We start from the raw sequence: 20156 nt of genomic DNA, 5'->3' as shown, positions 1-20156 counted from the left end.
AGCCACGGCGCGTACCACGGCGCTCTCGCCCAGGCCCGCCCCGAGCGGGCGGGCCGCTTGATGCGCCCCGCCCGCTCCGGTGTCACTGCTGCGGTGCTCACTGATTCGAGAGCCGGTTGTTCGAGTAGGCGACAGCGTCATCCAGTGCTTCCTGGGCGGTCTTCTGCCCCTGGATGGCCTGGGCGATCTGCTCGCGGAGGTACTCCACGTCGGCACCGCCGGAGAAGGCCGGCGGCCACCAGGCCACGGCCTCGCGAAGCTGATCGGCAGCCTCGACGCGGACCGCGCCGTTGTCCGTGCCGTCGTCCTCGGTGAAGTGCGGGTCGTCGAGCAGCTCAGCGATGGAGGGGAAGACGTTGGCCGCCTGCGCGAACTCCATCTGGTTCTCGGCGTTGGTGAGGAAGCGGGAGAAGGCCATGGAGGCCTCGGCGTTCGGGGTGTCGGCGTTGACCACGATGGCCTGGATGTACATGTTTGGTGAGGTGTTGTTGATCAGCGGCCCCATGGCCGCGGCCTCGTAGATGTCCGGGGCCGTGTCGCGCAGCTCCTGCAGGGTGTAGGAGCTGCCCGGCAGCCACCCGACCTCGCCGGCCTTGAAGGCGTCGAGTTCCCCGGTCTGCAGCGCGTTGAGTGCCTCGGCGGTCAGCCCGGCGTCGCTGTACAGGTCGATGAAGTGCTGGACCAGCTCGACGCCTTCGTCGTTGTTGAAGGTGAACTCGGTGGCGTCCTCGTTCATGAGTTCCACGCCGTACATGCCCATCATCTCGATGGTGGGCAGGCGCCCGATCATCGAGACGCCGTCACAGTTCTCGCCCATGGTCGAGCCCTGCTCGAAGAGCTCGTCGTAGGTCTCGGGGAGGTTCTCGGGATCCAGCCCGCACTCCTCGAAGAGGTCGGTGTTGAAGAAGGAGGGGCCAGTGTTGAGGTACCACGGATAACCATAGGTGCCGCCACCGGCACCCTCGAAGGTCATGCCCTCCCAGGCCTCGGGCAGGTAGGTCTCGGCCGCCTCGGGGTCGGTCTCGGAGATGTCCATCAGCATGCCGGCGGCCGCCAGGCTGTAGGCCAGCTCCGGACCGACGTTGATGACGTCGGGCAGGTTGCCTGCTGCGGCGTCGGCAGACAGCGTGTCCTGGAAGCCTTCGGGCGGGTGGTCGAGCCACTCCACGGTGACGTCCGGGTACTCCTCCTCGAACTCGGCGACGAGGTCGGTGAAGTACTCCTCGTAACCACCGCGGAGGTTCCACGTCATGAAGCTGATCTCGCCGGAGATCTCGGCGTCGGCGTCCCCGCCGTTCTCGGTACCGGCGTCACCGCCGTTCTCGGAGCCGGCGTCGCCGCCGTTCTCCTCCTCCGAGGTTCCGCCTCCGATACCGCAAGCGGTCAGGGCGAGGGCACTGGCCGCGCCGATCGCGGCCAGGCGAGTGGGGGTGGTCCTGCGCATGATTACTCCTTTGTCATCGAGGATCCGGCAGTGCGCCGGATCCGCAGGGTGGTGAGTTGGAAAGGGCCGAGGCGAAGCTCGGCGCCACTGAGGGGGCGAGGATTGTGGCCGGCCAGCGCCTCGGGCAGTCCGCCAGCCGCCCCGGGCGAGGTGATGTCGCCGAGCGGGTACTCCAGCAGATCGGTCTCCTGCACCTCGGCACCGGCGAGGTCACGCGCTGCGCGCAGGTGCCCGCGGGCGCGGCCGCCGGCGACCTCTGCGATGCGTGCGATCACGTCACCTGAACCGTCGTCGGCGAGCTTGATCCAGTCGACGACCGCGGCGCCCTCGTCCAGATCGAGAGTGACCAGCGGCTCGAGCTCCGGCAGGCCGTCCAGTGCGGGGGCTGCCATCGCATAGGCAGCGGTGACCGTGGTGGGTTGATCGGCAGCCACGATCGACCACCGCATGCGGTGCTGCCCGAGGTCGGCACCCGGATCGGGGTAACGGGAGGCGCGCAGCAAGGACAGCCGCACCTGGGTGGCGCCGCCGTCCAGCGGGGTGACGTCGCATCCGTGGCTGGAGTCGTTGACGACGCCGACGCCGTGGCCGGGCTCGGCCAGGTGCAGGTAGCGGTGTTGGTTCACCTCGTAGCGGGCCTCGTCCCAGGAGGTGTTCGTGCTGACGGGGCGCTCCACGTAGCCGTACTGGGTCTCGTAACGAGCGGAGGGGGCGCGCACATCCAGCGGGAGGGCGACCTTGAGCAGGTGCTCGCGCTCCTGCCAGTCCACGTCGCAGGCCATCTGGAGTTCAGCCGCGCCCGGAGCGAGCGAGTAGCTGAGCGTGAAGCGCGACGCGCCGTGGGAGTAGGCGACGTCCACTCGGGCATCGCCGTCGGCGTCGACGATCTCGATGCTCTCGGGCTCGTTCAGCGCCTGCGCCAGCTCGAGGACGTGACGGTCGATGTCCCAGGCGTCCCAGCGGATCGGCTCGTCGCGGAAGAGCACGAGTTCACCGAGGCGCCTTCCTGCGGGAACCAGCTCACGATCTGCGGTCAGATCCCGCAGCGAGGTGACCGTGCCGGAGCCGTCGAGGGTCACCCGGAGCAGCCCGTTGTCCAGCGTGATGTCCTCGCCGCGCTCCGCGGCCACGGCAGGCTGGTTCCCCTCGTGCTGATGCTCGAGGTGCCACTGGCCGGAGGCGCCAGGGAAGAGGGTGCCCGGCGCAGTACCCGAGCCCGGCGCCGGACCAGATGCCTGCGGGTGGGAGCTCAGGGCCTGGAGGGCCTGGGCGGCGAGAGCGCGGAGCCGTTCATCCAGCGTGCGATAGGTGCCACGAGCCTCGCGATGCACCCAGGCGATGGAGGATCCGGGCAGGATGTCGTGGAACTGGTGCACCAGCACGGTCTGCCAGATCTCATCCAGCTCGAGCGCCGGGTAGGGCGCTCCGGCGCGCACCGCCGCGATGGCAGCCAGGTGTTCCACGGTGCGGAGCATCGCCTCGGCCCGGCGGTTGCCCTGCTTCATGGCGAGCTGGGAGGTCAGCGTGCCGCGGTGCAGTTCGAGATAGAGCTCGCCCTGCCACACGGGCGGGCCCCCTGCGGCAACGTACTCCCGTTCCGCCTCGGTGAAGAACTCCGAGGGGGCACGCTGCTCCACGCGGGGCGCGCCCTCGAGATCACGCAGGCGCGAGGCGCGTCCGAGCATCTCCCGGGTGGGTCCGCCGCCGCCGTCGCCGTACCCGAAGAGCAACAGAGAGTGCGAGGAGCGGGCCTTGTCGCGGAAGGTGGAGACGGCGTGGTGCAGCTCCGCCGGGGTGACCTCGGCCGCGTAGGTCTCGGCCGGCGGGAAGTGGGTGAAGATGCGAGTGCCGTCGATGCCTTCCCAGGAGAAGCTGTGGTGCGGGAAGGTGTTGGTGTCGTTCCAGGAGATCTTCTGCGTGAGGAACCAGCGGAAGCCGGCGCGCCGGGCGAGCTGGGGCAGCGCGCCCGAGTAACCGAAGCTGTCCGGGAGCCAGACGCCGTCGGTGTCGATGCCGAAGCGGCTCTGGAAGTACCGCTTGCCGTAGGTGAACTGCCGAACCATGGACTCGCCGGTGGGCATCACGGCATCAGCCTCGACCCACATGCCGCCCACCGGGATGAAACGCCCCTCGCGTACGCGTTCGCCCAGTCGGGCAAAGAGGTCCGGCCGGTCCTCCTCGATCCAGGCGAACTGCTGAGCAGAGGACATCGCGTAGGTGAATTCCGGATCGGTGTCCATCAGGTCGAGCACGTTGGACACCGTGCGGGCGACCTTGCGGCGGGTCTCGCGCAGCGGCCAGAGCCATGCGGAGTCGATGTGGGCGTGCCCGACCGCGCTCACCCGGTGGGCGGTGGCGTGAGCGGGCTGCGCCAGCACCTCAGCGAGCTCGGCCCGCGCGGCCGAGGCGCTCGTCAGATCCGCTGGGTCGTAGGCGTTCAGCGCGCGACCAATGGCCTCCACCAGGCGCCAGTAGCGCGGCTCCGTGTCGGAGAGCTCCCGCGCCAGGCCCCCGGCTACCTCGAGGTCACGCACCAGCTCCCAGACCTCGCGGTGCCAGGAGGCGATCTCAGCTGTGCGCAGCAGATAGGGCGTGAAGCTCTCCGCAGTGTGCTTCTCGCCGACATCGGTGACTTCGAAGGGGGGCAGGCCGAGCACCAGCGGGTTCGCAGCGGCCTCGATGTAGAGGGTGAAGGACCCGTCCGGACGCAGCACCCCGTCGGGGGCACCGGGCCCGCGCAGGCGCACCCAGCCGTGCAGCGGGTGCAGCGCCTTCACCGCAGTGCCATCGGGACGGTGGACCAGCGCCTCGCCGTGCCCGCCCACGGAGTGGGGCTCCCACCCCAGATCGAGGACCAGTTCGATGATGCCCGTGGCCTCACCCGGCACCGTGCCCTCGACGCGGAACCAGGTGGTGCTCCAGGCCGGCCCCCAGGGGGAACCCACCGCGAAGGGCGCGTACTCGGGCGCCTCCCGGCCGGGCAGGGTCTCAAGGCCGAGGGCATGGGAGGCCGGAACGGGTTCGCCGTCCCCGTCCACGCGCCAGGCGTGCAGCTCCACGGGCGCCAGCCGCTGATGCACGGCCGGCTGAATGCGCTCGCGCAGCACGCGCTCAAGGCGGTCGAGAGTGTGATGAGGGTGAGAATGCACAGCGGCTCCATGGCGCGGAATGAGGATTGCTAAAGCCCTTTAGTTCCTCGAACGTAAACCCGGTCAGCGAGTGCTGTCAACACCGGGAGGAGCCTGCGAGGGCGCCGGCCTCAGGCGCGTGCGGAATCCGTGCTTGCCCGGACGATGAGCTGCGGCGTCTGCTCCTGGCTGCTCTCCGGGGGCTCGCCGGCGAGGATCTTGAGCAACTGCTCCGCCACATCGGCGCCGAACTCGTGCGTGTTGCGGTGCAAGGCCGTCAGGGGCGGGTGCATGGCCTGGCAGACCGGAGTGTCCTCCCAGGAGACCACAGCGAGGTCCTCGGGCACATGGCGGCCGAGACTACGCAGAGTGAGCATGAGCGAGACGGCGACGATCTCGTTGTCGCACACCACTGCTGTGGGCGCCGGGGCGTGTGCGAGCAGCTCGCGTGTGGCCGCCGCAGCGGCTTCGGAGGTGAAGTCGGTGGAGATGACGTGTCCGCCGTCGAGTTGCTCGGCGACGACCGCATCGAAGGCATCGAGACGACGGCGCACGTGCAGCAGATCCCGTGGCCCGCTGACGTAGGCCACATGGCGGTGGCCGAGCTCGCGCAGGTGCTGGAGCACGAGGGTCATCGCGGCGGCGTCGTCGATCGAGACCGAGGGCAGCAAGCCCTCTGGATCCGGCCCGCCAGCCAGGACTGCGGGGAGGCCGAGGTCCACCATGGCACGCGGGCGGGGGTCATCGGCGCGCAGGTCCACCAGGACCACGCCGTCCACCCGCCCCTCCGCATGCCAGGTGCGATAGACCTCGATCTCCTCCTCGACCGTCTGCACCACCTGCATCAGCAGGCCGCACTGCGAGCGGCTCAGTACGGTCTGCATGCCGGTCATCAGCCGGATGAAGAAGAGTTCGGAGTCGACGGTGGCGGTGTTCTGGGTGAGGACGAGGCCGATGGTCCTCGAACGCGCTCCGGAGAGCACCCGGGCGGCGTAGCTGGGCCGCCAGCCCATCTCCTCGACCACGTCGAGCACCTTCTTGCGGGTGGCCTCGGAGATCCCCGGCCGCCCATTGAGCGCAAAGGAGGCCGCGGTCTCGGAGACGCCCACCCGAGCGGCGATCTCCCGAAGGGTCGGCCGCTTGCCGTTCTGGCCCACCTACGCCTCCTCGCGGAACGTTCCCTGCGCCCGGTGCGGGTGCTCACCCGAGGGTACGGGCAGGTCGTACGGGTGCTCACCCGAGGGTACGGGCAGCGCGCGCGACCGCCACACTCGAGCGCGTCCACCCCGGAGCACCGCGCCCTCTCACCGAGCCACCCGGCCCTCCCCGCCCTGCTCTCCACCCCGATCTCCGCCCTGCTCTCCACCCCGATCTCAGCCCCGCCCCTCCCGCCCTTGGCCCCTGCGGTAGAGGCCCATCGGGTAGAGAAAGTGGCTCTCAGCGCCACCTTCTCTACCCGATCCGGTGCCGGCGGCTACTCCTCGCCGATGTCCTCGTTCCAGAGATCGGGCTCGGCAGCGATGAACTCCTCCATCAGAGCCACGCATTCGGCGTCGTCGAGAACCACGACCTCCACACCGCGCAAGCGCAGCAGATCCTCAGCGCCGTAGAACGTGCGGTTCTCCCCGATGATCACCCGCGGGATGCCGTAGAGCAGGATCGCGCCGGTGCACATGTCGCAGGGCGAGAGGGTGGTGACCATGGTGGCCCGGGCGTAGACGGAGGCGGGCAGTCGCCCGGCATTGGCCAGGCAGTCCGTCTCGCCGTGCAGGATCGGGCTGGCGAGTTGCACACGCTGGTTGTGCCCGGAGGCCAGCACTTCGCCGTCCACCACCAAGGCCGCGCCGATCGGCACCCCGCCTCCGGCGCGCCCGTCGCGGGCCTCCTGGATGGCGACGGCGAGGGCTTCGCGGTCCGATCCCACCGGCCGCCCGGCGTACGGGCCAGGCCGCGGTATGTGGGGCTGCGCCGGACCGGGCTGCGCCGGGCGTGACTGTGCTGCGTGCTGCTCGGCCATCACTCCTCCTTCAGGCCCGCATCGTGCGGGCGACGGTCTCACACACCGGGACCGCGAGCGCCGCCACGATGATGCCCTGGATCGCCGGGCTCCCGAGCCCGCCGTACGTGCCCACCAGGGCAGCCGCCGCTCCGGCGAGGTAGGCCACCAGCGCGCCCAGCCGGATCATCGGGATGTCAGTGAGCGCCGTGCCGGGGTCCTTGCCGCGCCACACGAAGAAGAAGGTGCCGATGATGACGCCTCCCAGCGGTGGGATCACCACACTCAGCAGGGACAGGAAGGAGATCAGGTTGTCCGCGATGCCGGTCAGGGCGAGCACCACCGAGATCACCACACCGCCGACGACGAAGGGGCGCTTGTCGGCCTTTTCGAACAGCTCCGCCCCGGCCACCGCGAAGGCGTAGGCCGTGTTGTCGTTGGTGGTCCACAGGTTCGCCACCAGCAGCACCAGCGCCATGCCCACGATGCCCATGGCGAGCAGCACCTCGACGAAGTCGCCCTCGCCGTAGGCGGCCACACCGACCCCGCCGAAGAACAGCATGGCGAACTGCACCAGCAGCACGGCCACCAGGGTGAGCACGAAGGTCCGGGTCGCGCCGTTGGCGAAGCGCGTCCAGTTACCGATCTGGGTGCCGCCGGAGATGAAGGTCGCGATCATCATGGTGATCGCCGTGCCCGGGCCGATGGAGCCGGCGTCCGCACCGCCACCGGCCAGCAGGTCGCTCCAGCCACCGGCCTCGCCGAAGGCGAGCACCGTGACCCATACGCACAGCACCAGCATGAGCGGCACGGAGATCCACGAGAGGATCTCGATGCCGCGGAAGCCGAAGTAGGCCGTGGAGGCCATGAGCACGCCGCCGACGATGACCACCAGCCAGGTGGCGCCGAAACCGGTGGAGGCCTCGATGAGGTTTGCCAGCACGCCAAGCCCCACGCCATACCAGCCCAGCTGGGTGCCGCCGAGGATGAAGGAGCCCCATTTCCCACCCACGCGGCCGAGCACCAGTCGCGAGACCAGCGCCGTGGTCAGGCCGGTGCGCTCACTGATCAGGCCCATCAGGGCCATGTAGAGGCCGAGCACCACCGTGGCCACGGCTGCCAGGCCGAGGAACTCCCCGAAGGGGAAGGCCCCGGCGACGTCGCCACCGACCACCATGGTGGGGGTGTAGAAGAGGAAGCCGGCGATGACGACCGCGACGGCGAGGGTGCCGGGGCGCTCGGCCCGCGGCACGCGCCCCAGTGGATAGTCACGGTCGCGGACCGTCTGACCGGTCGACTTCTGGGCAGCAGGCATGGGTTCCTCCGCGTGGCGGCAGTGCAGGGGGATCGCCCGAACTCTAGCGGCAGACCGCAATGCACCCAGCACGATTCCGCCCCGTGGCGTCCTGATCGCCGGCATCGGGAAGAGTAAGTGGCGCCAAGCGCCAGTTTCTCTACCCAGCAAGCCCCCGGCGGCGCACACGAGGCTCCCGGGCGGCGCACCCCACGGGCCCCGGCCAGCTGTGTGTGCCGTCTCCTTCCGCAGCCGCCCGCTACTCAGGCGTGTAGTGTCGTGGGCGTTGGACCGGCCAGTCTTGCCCCGGTCCCTGCGCGGCACATCGCTCGCGCCGCCCCAGGAACGGGGTCCTGCTTCCTCACTCCCGCCGGCTGACAGCCCGGGACAAAGCATCCGGCGAGACGCCGATCGAAAGAGTCCTCGTGACCAGCACTGCTCTCAGCCCTGCCCAGCCCACCCGGGCCGGCTCCACCACCTTCGCCGATCTCGGCGTACCCACCGACCTGCTCGCCATCCTGGATGCCGCGGGCATCACCGTTCCCACCCCGATCCAGGCCGCCACGCTGCCCGACTCCCTGGCCGGCCGCGACGTGCTCGGGCGCGGCCGCACCGGCTCGGGCAAGACCTACGCCTTCGCCATCCCCGTCATCGCCCGCCTCGCCGCCAAGGGCGGACGCGCCACGGCCAAGCGCCCACGCGCCCTGATCCTGGCGCCCACCCGCGAACTGGCCACCCAGATCGAAGAGACCGTGGCACCGCTGGCGCGCGCCGCAGGCCTGTCCACCCGATCGATCTTCGGTGGCGTCGGACAACAGCCCCAGGTGGACGCCCTCCGCCGCGGCATCGACGTCCTCATCGCCTGCCCGGGACGGCTCGAGGACCTCATCGGCCAGGGCCACTGCAACCTCTCGGCCGTGGACATCACTGTGCTCGACGAGGCCGACCACATGGCCGACCTCGGCTTCCTGCCCGCCGTGCGCCGCCTGCTGGACGCCACCCCGCGTGACGGCCAGCGCATGCTCTTCTCCGCCACCTTGGACAACGCCATCGACGTCCTGGTGCGCCGCTACCTCACCAAGCCGCGCGTGCACGAGGCCGACTCCGCGCAGTCCCCGGTGATCGCCATGGACCATCACGTGCTGCACGTGACCCGCGAGCTTCGGATCCCGGTGCTGGCCGACCTCGCCTCGGCGCCGGGCCGCACCATCATCTTCACCCGCACCAAGCACGGCGCGAAGACCCTGGCCCGCAAGCTCAACGGCCTGGGCATCCCCAGCGTGGACCTGCACGGCAATCTCTCGCAGAACGCCCGCACCCGGAACATGACGGCCTTCCACGAGGGCACCGCCTCCACCCTGGTGGCCACCGACATCGCCGCCCGCGGCATCCACGTGGACGACGTCGCCCTCGTGGTCCACGCCGACCCGCCCACCGAGCACAAGGCCTACCTGCACCGCTCAGGCCGCACCGCCCGCGCCGGCGCGGCGGGCACGGTGATCACCCTGGCCGCTGAGGATCAGCGCCATGACGTGCGGTCGCTGACGCGCGCGGCCGGCATCAAGCCCAAGAACACCACGGTGGCCGACACCGATCACCCCGTGCTCACCGAGTTGGCACCCGGCGCACGCTCGCGCCCCGGTGGCTGGTCCGCACCGGGCGGAGACGCCACCGGGCAGTCCCAGAACGGACAGGGGCGCTCTGGCGGGGGTCGCTCGCGTGGTGGCCGCTCACGTGGGGCCTCCGGCGCGGCGCGCTCGGGCGCAGCACGTTCCGGTGCGGCACGTTCCGGCGCAGGACGTTCCGGGAGCGGTCAGGGCGGCGGACGCCGTGGCGGACGTTCAGGTGGCGGACGCTCCTCCGGTGGGGCCGCCCAGGGTCAGTCCCGCAGCGGCCAGCGCTGACTCACTCGCTCAAGAACTGCCCGTCCGCCGTTTCGGCGAGCGGGCAGTTCTCGTTTCGGGACGACGCAGATTGGGACGATCCCGGCTAGGCAGCAGCGCCGGCGACGTCCTCGGCCTCTTGTGGCGCGATCGCGCTCCACGCCTCGGGCCGGAACTCCCAGCACCGCGCGGTGTACGGTCCGCGCACCTCGCCATCGAGATTGGTGGGAAAGGACGTGCCCGGCGCGGCCTCAACCTCGATCATCAGGCCCCGCGCAGTGCGCACATCCGGCCGGCGCACGTGCGCACCTCTGGTCAGCTGTGCGGCGTAGACCAGCCGTGCCAGCGGGGCCACCGCGCCGGAGACGACGATATCGGCCATCGCATCACGCGGATCCGCTCCCGGCACCAGGGGCACTCCGCCCCCCACCGTGCCACCGAGGCCGATGGCGACCATGAGCAGCCGCTCCCCGGGGCGCTGCTGGTCCACGCCGTCCACGCGCACCCGCAATCGCCAGCTGCGGTGGGTGAGGCCGGCGGCGAGTGCGCCGACGGGATACGCCAGCACGCCGAGGCGCACCCGCTGCAGCACCGGCTTGATCCGATCAGCCTTCCTCGCTGCCACGGCCCCGACACCCACGTGCACCGAGTTCACGGCCACTACGCCGTCCTCGGCGACCAGGACCGCCATGCCATGCGGCGTGCCAGACATCGCGAGGTGTGCCGCGTCGGCCGGATCCTGGGGCAGCCCGAGCGTGCGTGCCAGGTCATTCGCCGTGCCCAGTGGCACGATGCCGATCGGCCCGGCCGCACGGAGCGCACCAACGTCGTGCAGGCTTTGCACACCTGCGCGGATCGATCCGTCGCCGCCGATGATCACCAGGCGCCGGCCGGCCAGGCCGCGCAGGGTCTCGGCCAGATGCTCCAGGCTCGTCGTGGCCACCAGCTCCACCTGGGCCGAGGGCGGGCCGGCGGCCCGCATCGCCGCCACGGCAGCCTCCACCTGCGGCTGCGCCGCCGAACCGGCGTCGGCATTGACCACCGCGAGCACATCCTGATCGGTCGGCATCGCTCTCCTGCTCTCGTGGTCGTGGCTGGCTACCCCTCGTCCACCGAACCGTCGCTTGTGCCCTGGGATCGAGCGTATCGAAGGTGAGCTGACTCTTCTCCCGCTCACGTCTGGGAGGCTCTAGGGGATGATCAGGAGGCGGGCGCGAACACGCGCCGGCCACAGAATTGGAGGGACTCGTGACCACGACACCCACGCCGCGCCACATCGCCCTGGTGGCGCACGACAACATGAAGGTCGAGCTGCTGCGCTGGGCCGAATACAACCGTGGCACGCTCTCCCATCACCAGCTCTACGCCACGGGCACCACGGGCACCATGCTGGAGTTCGAGCTCGGGCTCCCGGTGCGGCGGTTCCTCTCCGGCCCGGTGGGCGGTGACCAGCAGATCGGCGCACGCATCGCCGAGGGCGCCATCGACCTGCTCATCTTCTTCTGGGACCCTCTCGAGGCCCAGCCGCACGACCCCGACGTCAAGGCGCTATTGCGCATCGGCGCGGTGTGGAACGTTCCCATGGCCTGCAATGTGGCCACCGCGGACTACCTCATCTCCTCGCCGCTGCTCGACTCCACCTACGCACCCCGACCCGATCTCTCGCCCCGCGCCTGGGACCCGGAGGCCGGAACGCCCACCGGCGGTGAGGGGATCCCGGGTTCGGGCGGCGCTAGCGCCGCGGGTGTGCCGTCGTCGACCTGACGGTCAGGGAGGGCGGCAGCACGACGTCGTGGGCCCGGTCGCGGCGGCCTTCGAGGCGTTCGGCGCAGGCCTCCAGTGCGAGCTCCGCCATAGCCACCGGATCCTGATGCACGGTGGTCAGGCTCAGATGGTGGAGCGCGGCCACCCGGCTGTCGTCGTAGCCGACCACCGAGACCTGCTCCGGCACTCCCGTGCCCGCGCGGAGGAAGGTCTCCACCACGCCGCGGGCGGCGAGGTCGTTGGCGGCGATCACCGCGGTGGGCAGGCGGGGCCGCTCCAGGAGCGCGCTGGCTGCCACCACCCCGGATTCCTCGGTGAAATCGCCGGCGAGGATCTCCACGTGCTCCACGAGATCGTGGTCGGCCATGGCGTAGAGATAGCCTTCGCGCCGCTCCGGCGCGCCCGGCTTGGCTCCGCCCTCAAGGTGGAGGATGTCGCGGTGCCCCAGGCCCACCAGGTGGTCCACCGCGAGCCGGGTGCCCGCGGCGTCGTCCGTGCGCACCGTCTCGACGCCCGTCACGCCGCTGCGTTGGGCAACCTCGACTACGGGCACCATCCGGGCCACCTCTGCCAGGTGCTCGGGCTCGTCGACGTCCAGGCCCAGGATGATGACGCCCTCGCAGTGCAGACCCAGCAGCTCATCGACGGCGGATCTAACCCCGCGCACCGGCGCTGCGGCGGAGAGCACCAGGGAGTACTCGTGATGCGCGGCGACGTCGTAGAGGGCTTCGACCACGAGCGGGTCGTGCGAGTGCTCCATGCTGAACAGGACGCCGAGCTGACGGCTTCGGGCGCTGCGCAGCAACTGCGCGGCGACGTCGGGGCGGAAATCGAGCGCGTCGACGGCCTCGAGCACGGCCCGGCGGGTGTCCGAACTCGGGCCCGGCTTCTCGGCCAGCACGAGCGAGACCGTCTGCCGTGACACCCCCGCGTGAGCGGCCACATCGGCCATGGTGAGGCGCCGGGAGGTACCGCTGCGCAGGTCCTTCACTCCCCCTTCTCCGGACGAGGACGGATCCTGCTTTCTTCCCACCATTCCGCCACTTTATCGGTTTTGACCCAGGCTTTGACCGAGGTGTCATAGGTCACGATTTGGTCACTTGCGCGGGGTGTGCTTCAGGAGCGAAAGTCTTCTTAGCACGTGCGAAGCACGGCACTCTCTCCGGCCTCTCGGCCACCTGCACGACCCACTCAGAGTTCTTCCCCTGCGCAAACGCGCCGGGTAGTTAGCACGTGCCAACTACCCGGCGAGCTAGCCCTGTTTGTGAAAGGCCATCCCATGGCACTCCCCCTCATCGCCCTCGCCCTGGGCGCCTTCGTGATCGGCACCTCCGAGACCGCAGTGATGGGGCTTCTGCCTGAGATGACTCGCGACTTCGGTGTCCCGGTGGGACAGGGCGGGCACATCATCGCCGCCTACGCCCTCGGGGTGGTTCTCGGGGCGCCTGCGCTGACCGCACTGACCATCCGCCTCTCCCGCAAGCTGGTATTGGTGGGGGCCCTCGCACTGTTCCTGGCCGGCAACCTCGCCGTCCTGATGGCGCCGGACCTCATCACCGTGCTGGTGGCGCGATTCCTCACCGGCCTGCCGCACGGGCTCTTCCTCGGTGCAGCCACCATCCTCGCCACCCGAATCGCCCGCCCCGGCCAGCAGGCGACCGCCGTGGCCCGGGTGCTGATCGGCACCACCACGGCCAACATCATCGGACTGCCCGCGGCGACCTTCCTCGGCCAGGTCTTCGGCTGGCGTACGGCCTTCGCCGTGGTCACGGTGCTCGCGGTGCTGGCGCTGATCGCCGTCGCCGTCTTCACGCCGTCGGTCACCACCCGCGAGCCGGTGAACCTGCGCCGGGAGACCCGCTCGCTGGGCAAGGCCCCGGTGGTGCTGGCGCTGTCGACCACGGTGGTCGTGATGGCCGGTCTGATGATGGTCTACTGCTTCATCGCTCCCATCCTCTCCGAGGGCGCCGGAGTGCCCTCCAACAGCGTGCCCATCGTGCTCGCCCTGTACGGCATCGGCACCATGCTCGGCGCGCTCGTGATCGGTCCGCTGGCCGATCGTGCCCTGCGCCCGGCGCTCTACACCGCGCTCGTCCTCCTCACAGTGACGCTGCTGGTCTTCCGTGCCGCCATGGGCTCGCCCTGGCTGGCGATGGGAGCGCTCGTGCTGCTCGGGATCGCGGCCTTCTCGGTGAACACCTGCGTACAGCTGCTGGTCATCCGCGCCGGTGGGACCGCGCCGACCATGGCCGCAGCGGTCAACCACTCGGCCTTCTCGCTGGCGACCACGGCGGCCTCGGTCCTGGGTGGTGCCGCTCTGGGCTTCGGGCTGGACTACACGGCACTGCCGGTGATCGGGGCTGTGGTGGTTCTGGCCGGCCTCGCCGTGGCAGTGGCGGCTGGCCGGTCCGCGCGCCGCGTGCCCACGATCGTCATCGAGTCTCCCGCTCCGGCCCGCGCGGTGCCCGCTCTTGAGTACGTCCGCGTCATCGACCAGACGGGCCACCTCACCCCCGTGTCGGCACCCCTGGCTCCGGCGAGCCTGTAAGGCCGGGCCGGGTGGGGCTCGGCCGGGTGGGCCGGGTGGGGCTCGGCCGGGTGGGCCGGGTGGGCGCCGATTGTGGTCAGTTTGCGCCTGTTCAACACCGAATCTGGCCCTCAAAGCGGCTCCAAGTGACCACAAACGCACGAGAGGCGGCACGGGGGCACCGCGTGAGGGGGCGGCGCGGGGCACCGCATGCGGGGCGGCGCGGGGGCCGCATGCGGGGCGGCGAGAGGGACGGCGCGTGGAGAGGGGGCAGCCGCCGGTAGAGCTTCAGCTTCGCGCGCGGGGGACGCCGTCCGCGCAGAGCACCGGGCCGGTGCCGCCACGCGCCGCCTCCAGCGCGAGCGTGAGCCGGCGCCACATGCCGGCGTTGACGCGATCGCGGACCTCATCCATCGTGCACAACCGCACCGAGCGCAGTTCCGCGGCGGGCAGACGCAGGGCGTCGACCTCACTGTCGCTCAGGGTCCCGCCATCGAAAAGCCACATCACGGCGCTCAGGGCACGTTCGGCGCGCAGCACAGCGGCCTCGTCCTCGGTGAGGCGACCACTGGCCAGCAGGGAGGCCATGCCCTCGTCGAGCTGCACATCGGTGGTCAGGTGATCAATGAGCAAGGGCTGCTGGACGCGGAACTCCAGGCCGAGTTCCTCGCGGACTTCGCGCTCGGCAGTGGCCCAGGGCGCCTCATCGGCCTCGACCACGCCACCGGGGATCTCCCAGTTCTCCTTGTAGGTCGGCTCCACGAGCAACACACGTTCACCCTCACCGCGGATGACCACACCGGCGCCCATGCGGAAGTGCCGCAGGCCGGTCATGTAGGCCGCGTAGCGCAAGCGCGGAGCGGGCCGAGACTGAGAGGAACTCACTCGCTCGATCGTACGGGGCAGCGTTATTGGCTGGCAGCTCGCCACGGCGCGCCGCTAGCCTCTGGCCAGTGACCGATCGCGAAACGCCCACCACCGCTGACCTGGCTGCCGCATTCCGGCTGCGCCACATCGACGACTCGTCTCTGACCCCGCACGCCCGCGTCTACCGCGCCATCAGCGGGGACGGCGCGGCGGTCGTGCTCAAGCGCACCCCGGGCGACGCCGAGCGCACCACGGCGCTCGTGGCATGGACCGAGGCACTGGCCGGCGCCGACGTCCCGGTGGTGACCCCCGTTCCAATGCAGGCACCCAACCCTCGCGAGGTCGACGGCGAGCACTGGGTGGTCTATCCCTGGGTGGGTGGCGCCGACTACCAGGGCACGAGTGAGCAGATCCGGCTCGCCGGGGACTTCCTCGGGCGGATGCACGCTGCCGCCGTCCCCACCGCCGGGCTGCGCGAGTACGGGTGGCCTGAGACAGGGTGGGACGATGTCGCGACCGACCTGGAGACGCTCGATGGGATCCTCACTGCGCACGAGGGCGACGTCGCGAACGTCCGCGAACTCGGACGCCGGTGGTGGGAGGAGTCCTTCCCGGCCGTGCGCGCCGGCGAAGAGGCCCTGGCGCGCACCGCAGTGAGCAGTGACTACAAGGCGAACAACCTGATCTTCACCGACGCCGGCCCGGTGCTGGTCGATCCGGACAATGGCGGCCTCGAGCCACGGATCTTCGACCTGGCCCTCGCCTTGACGCTCTTCCACAACGAGTGCCCCGGCGCCCCCGGCCGGCTGTTCACCGCCGAGGAATGGCGCACCTTCGCCGGGGCGTACTTCCGCCACGTGCAGTTCAGCGAGGCCGAGCGGGGGCTCTGGCCGGCAGCCCTGGACCACATGCTGTGGGAGGAGGGCACCTGGGTGCTCGAGGACAACGACGACGCCGCCTGGGCTGATCCGCGACAGCGCGCCTTCCTGCTGGATCTGGCTGCCGCCAAGCCAGAGCGCTACCCGCTGCCCTGAACCATCGGAGTTCGGGGCGCAGGTGCGCGGTCGGGCCAGACCTGGGTTTCTCTGCCCGGTCCGCAGCTAACTCGCGGAGCGGGACGGACGTCCGCCCGGCATGCGCAGAGCAAGCACGGCGCCGAGCAGCATGATCCCGACGCCCACGCCGAAGGCCAGTGGATAGGAGCCGTGCTCGGCGATCCAGCCGGCCACGAGCGGCCCGACGATCGCGCCGAGGTCGGTGACCATGGAGAACACCGCCACCGGGGTGCCGGAGCGGGCCCCGGCAGCGTCGCCGACCGCGGCGGCCGGCGCCGCACTGAGGAAGGCCGCCGCCACGCCGTAGACCGAGAGGGCCGCGGTGAGCACCCAGATGTTCGGCGACAGTGAGACGCCGGCCATGGCGGCCGCACCCACCAGCCCGCCGGCGATCATGGCCGGTTTGCGGCCGACCGTGTCCACGAAACGCCCGGCGGGGCCGAGGGCGATGGCCTGCGCGATCGACGAAACAGTGAAGGCCACGGCCGTCCACGAGGGTTCCCCGTGCAGGACCTCCACGACCATCAGCGGAACCAGTGCGGAGCGGACGCCGAAAGAGGTCCAGCCCTGCCCTAGCCCGGCCATCGCGGCGGCCTGGAAGCGGGTGTCGCGCAGCACGTCCCCGAAGGGCCGGACCTCCACGCTGTCGTCGTTGCGCCCCTGGCCCGAGGAGCGCAACATGACCGCCCCGATCACTGCGGCAGCCACCAGCACCACGGCGTAGAAATAGAACGGTGCCGTCAGGGAGATGGTGGCCAGGGCCCCGCCGATGGCGGGCCCGCCCATTCCGCCCAGCAGGAATCCGCCCTGATAGAGGCTGGCGGCGCGACCCCGTTGCTCGGCCTGCACCGTGGCGAGCAGCAGGGTCATTCCCGCCACGGTGAACATCGCCGAGCCGATACCGCCGAGGCTGCGGAAGATCAGGAACTGGGTGTAGTCCATGGCCAGAGCCGCCGCGGCGGAGGACACCGCCACGATCAGCAGCCCGGCCACCAGCACCGGGCGCTCGCCGATGCGGGCGAGGAGCGGGCCGATCACCGGAGCGGTGAGCAGCCGGGCGAAGGCGAAGGCGGAGACCACGGCCGAGGCGGCGAAGGGGCCCACGCCGAAGTCCCGCGCGAAGACCGGCAGCACGGGCAACATCACGCCGAACCCCACCGCGACGGTGAAGGAGATGGCCGTCAGGACCAGAACGGAACGGGGGAAGGGTTGGCGCCCCCGGAGGAAACGTCTGATCGACACCGCACTCACCGGCTCATCCTGCCACCGCAGCCGGGTGTGGTGGCCTCCACGTGGGATAGGTGTGCGCCACACCGCTATGGGCCGCATGATGTGCCTATGCACTCGGTCTCCGAGCGGGATCGAACCTCCCGCCGCACCTCCCTCGCGAGGTGGCTCGTTCCCGCACTCCTCGTGCTTCTCTGGATCGGCGTGGCCGGGTGGGGCGGCCCGTTCTTCGGCCAGCTCTCGGAGGTGCAGTCGCAGTCCCAGCAGGACTTCCTCCCCGAGAGCGCCGAGTCCACTCAGGTGCTCGAGATTCGCGCCGAACTACAGGACGAGACCGACCCTCCGGCGATCGTGGTGGCCACCAATGACGGTGGGCTCTCACCGGAGGATCTCGCCGCCATCGAGGAGCTGCTGGAGGAGGTGGGCGGGCTCGAGGGTGTCGGCACCGTCTCACCCCTGATTCCCGCCGAGGACGCGGGCGCGGATCCGGACACGGTGGCCGGCGCGCAAGCCTTCGCCGCCGTCACCGGCGAATCCGAGGTGGTCGAGGAGATCCGAGCGATCCTGGATAGCGCTCCGGATGGCATCACCGTCGAGGTCACGGGACCGGCGGCCTTCGCTGCCGACCTCTCGGAAGCCTTCGGCGGAATCGACTCCATTCTGCTGCTCGTGGCCGTGGCCGCGGTCTTCCTGATCCTGCTGATCGTCTACCGCAGCCCGGTGCTCCCGCTGCTGGTGCTGACCAGCTCTGTAGCCGCCCTGGCGCTCTCCGTGGTCGCGGTCTACGCGATGGCGAGCGCAGGGTGGATCGACCTCAACGGCCAGGCGCAGGGCATTCTGTTCATCCTCGTCATCGGCGCTGCCACCGACTATGCGCTGCTGCTCATCGCGCGCTACCGGGACGCGCTGCGGGAAGAGCCCGATCCCCTCCGCGCCCTGTGGCGAGCGTGGCGGGCGGTCATCCGCCCGGTGCTCGCCTCGGCGGGCACGGTGGTGGCCGGCTTGCTCTGCCTGCTGCTCTCCGATCTCACCTCCAACCAGGCCCTGGGCCCCGTGGCCAGCGTGGGCATCGTCTGCGCCGTGCTCGCCACGCTGACCTTCCTGCCGGCGCTGCTCGCACTGACCCGCCGCGTGGCCTTCTTTCCGTTCATTCCTCGCGCAGCGCCGGCCGACAGCTCCTCCGCCCACAACTCCGACGCCGGAGGCCCGGGCCACAAGCGCGTGGCGACCCGCGCGGGGTTCTGGGGATGGCTGGCCGCCCTGACCGACCGCCACCCGCGACGACTCTGGGTAGGCACCGCCGTGTTCCTCATCCTCACCGCTGCGCTGGCCCCCACCTTCCGCGCCGCCGGCGTGCCGGAGTCGGAGTTCCTGCTCGGCGAGCCTGAATCCGTGACCGGACAGGAGACCCTGGCAGAACTCTTCCCCGGTGGCACCGGCAACCCGGCCATCATCATCGGCGACGTCGAGTTCCTCGAGGAGCTTGTGGAGGAGATCGAGGCTACCGAGGGCGTGGCCTCGGTAGCGCTCGGAACCGAGCCGGGAGAGGACGGGGTTCCATCCGCCGACGGGCCACCCACCGAGGGCGAGGGTGACGCCCCGGATGAGGCCGGGGGCCCGCCCGCCGACGCCGAGGAGCAGGAGCCGGCGACCACCGAGGTGGAGGGCCGCGAGGTCGCCGAGATCCAGGCGACGCTCAGCGACCCGGCCGATTCCGATGCGGCGATCGCCACCGTGGAACGACTGCGCGAGACGCTGCCGGAGATCGACGCGAATGTACTCATCGGCGGGGAAAGCGCCACCACCCTCGACACCCGCGACACAGCACGCTCGGACCTGTGGACGATCATCCCCCTGGTCCTGGCAGTGATCGCCGTGATCCTGATGGGGGTGCTGCGCGCGGTGATCGCCCCCCTGCTGCTCGTCGCTGCGACGACGGTCTCCTTCCTCTCCGCCCTGGGCATCTCCGCGGTGTTCTTCAACCACGTCTTCGGTTTCTCCGGTGCCGATCCCGTGGTGCCGCTGTTCGCCTTCGTGTTCCTGGTGGCGCTCGGTATCGACTACAGCATCTTCCTGGCCACCAGGATCCGGGAGGAAGCGGAGGTGATCGGCACACGCCGCGGCGCCCTGGAAGGCCTGCGGGTCACCGGGAGCGTCATCACCTCCGCCGGCATCGTCCTGGCGGCCACCTTCGCGGCGTTGGCTGTGATTCCGCTACTGTTCCTGGTGCAGCTGGCCTTCATCGTGGCTGTCGGAGTGCTCATCGATACGTTGATCGTGCGTTCACTTCTGGTACCGGGGCTCTTCTACGACATCGGCAGCAGAATCTGGTGGCCGTCCCGCCTCGCGAAAGGCGCGCATCGCGCGCAGTAAACACACTCGTCCTCTCTTCTGGGGGCGAGCCAGGCCGACAGCAGAGATGCTGCCTTCCATGAAGGAGATTCGTGAGCACCGAGGATTCGCCACCAGGCCCTGACCCCGCCTTCTTCAACGAGATTGAAGAGATGGACGGCGACATTTCCCGGAGCCGCCCACCGGCTGGCTTCGAACCCCACAGCTCGTGGACCCTGTCCTCAGCGGACGAACTGTCCCGGCTTCGCGCCGGCCTGATGGAGGCCCTCTCGGTCACCGGCGACGACGACGACCAGCTCCCGGACATCCCCGCGAAGCTGGCCCTGCTCGCCACCGAACTGGCGACCAATGCGCTCAAGCACGGCTTGCCGCCCACGATCGTGGAGCTCGCCCGCAAGGGCGATCAGTGGCTCATCGACGTCGCCGACCACGATGTCGACAGCGTGCCGGTCTATGCAGGTGTCCGAGTGCCCGGTGCCGGAGGCCTGGGCCTGCACCTGGCGCGCCTGCTCTCCGTCGAGGTGGGTTGGTACACCGGAACCGGCACCAAACACGTGTGGGCCATCTTCGCCGCCCCCTGGCCCTTGCGCGGTTGAGCCCGGGGCTCAGCTTCCGGCCG

Annotated in this window: 15 protein-coding genes; 6 read left to right on the top strand and 9 right to left on the bottom strand. The window is 70.4% G+C overall.

Annotated elements, in window-relative coordinates:
• Positions 1-97: 97 nt before the first annotated feature.
• The 5 genes from EDD31_RS07015 to EDD31_RS06995 all read right to left on the bottom strand — a co-directional run bounded on the left by EDD31_RS07015 (position 98) and on the right by EDD31_RS06995 (position 7883).
• Complete coding sequence (locus EDD31_RS07015) at positions 98-1444, bottom strand: ABC transporter substrate-binding protein (RefSeq protein WP_211336079.1); 1347 nt, start codon at positions 1442-1444, stop codon at positions 98-100.
• A gap of 2 nt (positions 1445-1446) precedes the next feature.
• Entirely contained in the window at positions 1447-4593 is a 3147-nt protein-coding gene (locus tag EDD31_RS07010) for an alpha-mannosidase (protein ID WP_123303519.1), read from the bottom strand.
• A 110-nt stretch (positions 4594-4703) separates the two neighbouring features.
• Complete coding sequence (locus EDD31_RS07005; protein WP_123303518.1) at positions 4704-5729, bottom strand: LacI family DNA-binding transcriptional regulator; 1026 nt, start codon at positions 5727-5729, stop codon at positions 4704-4706.
• 317 nt (positions 5730-6046) lie between these two features.
• Complete coding sequence (locus tag EDD31_RS07000; protein WP_123303517.1) at positions 6047-6589, bottom strand: nucleoside deaminase; 543 nt, start codon at positions 6587-6589, stop codon at positions 6047-6049.
• A gap of 10 nt (positions 6590-6599) precedes the next feature.
• On the bottom strand, positions 6600-7883 hold the full coding sequence (locus tag EDD31_RS06995) for a cytosine permease (RefSeq protein ID WP_123303516.1): 1284 nt from the start codon (positions 7881-7883) through the stop codon (positions 6600-6602).
• Between the two features lie 404 nt (positions 7884-8287).
• Between EDD31_RS06995 and EDD31_RS06990 the strand changes: the two genes are divergently transcribed.
• The gene (locus EDD31_RS06990) at positions 8288-9766 is read left to right on the top strand and encodes a DEAD/DEAH box helicase (protein ID WP_123303515.1); all 1479 of its coding nucleotides are present in this window, start codon (positions 8288-8290) and stop codon (positions 9764-9766) included.
• Between the two features lie 85 nt (positions 9767-9851).
• Here EDD31_RS06990 and EDD31_RS06985 read toward each other — a convergent pair whose 3' ends face one another.
• Positions 9852-10814, bottom strand: a complete 963-nt coding sequence (locus tag EDD31_RS06985) for a diacylglycerol/lipid kinase family protein (RefSeq protein WP_123303514.1) — start codon at positions 10812-10814, stop codon at positions 9852-9854.
• 179 nt (positions 10815-10993) lie between these two features.
• Between EDD31_RS06985 and EDD31_RS06980 the strand changes: the two genes are divergently transcribed.
• Entirely contained in the window at positions 10994-11509 is a 516-nt protein-coding gene (locus EDD31_RS06980; protein WP_245991002.1) for a methylglyoxal synthase, read from the top strand.
• Here EDD31_RS06980 and EDD31_RS06975 read toward each other — a convergent pair.
• Positions 11478-12542 (bottom strand): LacI family DNA-binding transcriptional regulator, encoded by a 1065-nt coding sequence (locus EDD31_RS06975; protein WP_211336078.1) that lies wholly within the window; start codon positions 12540-12542, stop codon positions 11478-11480. The two genes, EDD31_RS06980 and EDD31_RS06975, sit on opposite strands and share 32 nt — an antisense overlap.
• A 246-nt stretch (positions 12543-12788) precedes the next feature.
• Here EDD31_RS06975 and EDD31_RS06970 point away from each other — a divergent pair, with 246 nt between their 5' ends.
• On the top strand, positions 12789-14057 hold the full coding sequence (locus EDD31_RS06970; RefSeq protein ID WP_123303513.1) for an MFS transporter: 1269 nt from the start codon (positions 12789-12791) through the stop codon (positions 14055-14057).
• A 267-nt stretch (positions 14058-14324) separates the two neighbouring features.
• On the opposite strand, the gene EDD31_RS06965 is transcribed toward EDD31_RS06970, so the two are convergent.
• A complete protein-coding gene (locus tag EDD31_RS06965) occupies positions 14325-14921 on the bottom strand; it encodes an NUDIX domain-containing protein (protein WP_148058892.1) in 597 nt (198 codons plus the stop codon).
• Between the two features lie 68 nt (positions 14922-14989).
• Between EDD31_RS06965 and EDD31_RS06960 the strand changes: the two genes are divergently transcribed.
• The gene (locus tag EDD31_RS06960; RefSeq protein ID WP_170163225.1) at positions 14990-15937 is read left to right on the top strand and encodes a phosphotransferase enzyme family protein; all 948 of its coding nucleotides are present in this window, start codon (positions 14990-14992) and stop codon (positions 15935-15937) included.
• Between the two features lie 66 nt (positions 15938-16003).
• On the opposite strand, the gene EDD31_RS06955 is transcribed toward EDD31_RS06960, so the two are convergent.
• Positions 16004-17209 (bottom strand): MFS transporter, encoded by a 1206-nt coding sequence (locus tag EDD31_RS06955; RefSeq protein WP_245990999.1) that lies wholly within the window; start codon positions 17207-17209, stop codon positions 16004-16006.
• An 87-nt stretch (positions 17210-17296) separates the two neighbouring features.
• On the opposite strand from EDD31_RS06955, the gene EDD31_RS06950 reads away from it, so the two are divergent.
• Both EDD31_RS06950 and EDD31_RS06945 read left to right on the top strand, forming a co-directional pair.
• Complete coding sequence (locus EDD31_RS06950) at positions 17297-19558, top strand: MMPL family transporter (protein ID WP_123303509.1); 2262 nt, start codon at positions 17297-17299, stop codon at positions 19556-19558.
• A gap of 71 nt (positions 19559-19629) precedes the next feature.
• A complete protein-coding gene (locus EDD31_RS06945; RefSeq protein WP_211336077.1) occupies positions 19630-20133 on the top strand; it encodes an ATP-binding protein in 504 nt (167 codons plus the stop codon).
• Positions 20134-20156 lie beyond the last annotated feature (23 nt).

The sequence above is a fragment of the Bogoriella caseilytica genome (assembly GCF_003752405.1).
In the GTDB taxonomy this organism is placed as follows: Bacteria; Actinomycetota; Actinomycetes; order Actinomycetales; family Actinomycetaceae; genus Allobogoriella; species Allobogoriella caseilytica.
The sequence above is the reverse complement of the archived record's forward strand: the minus strand, read 5'-3'. Positions and strand labels throughout refer to the sequence as shown.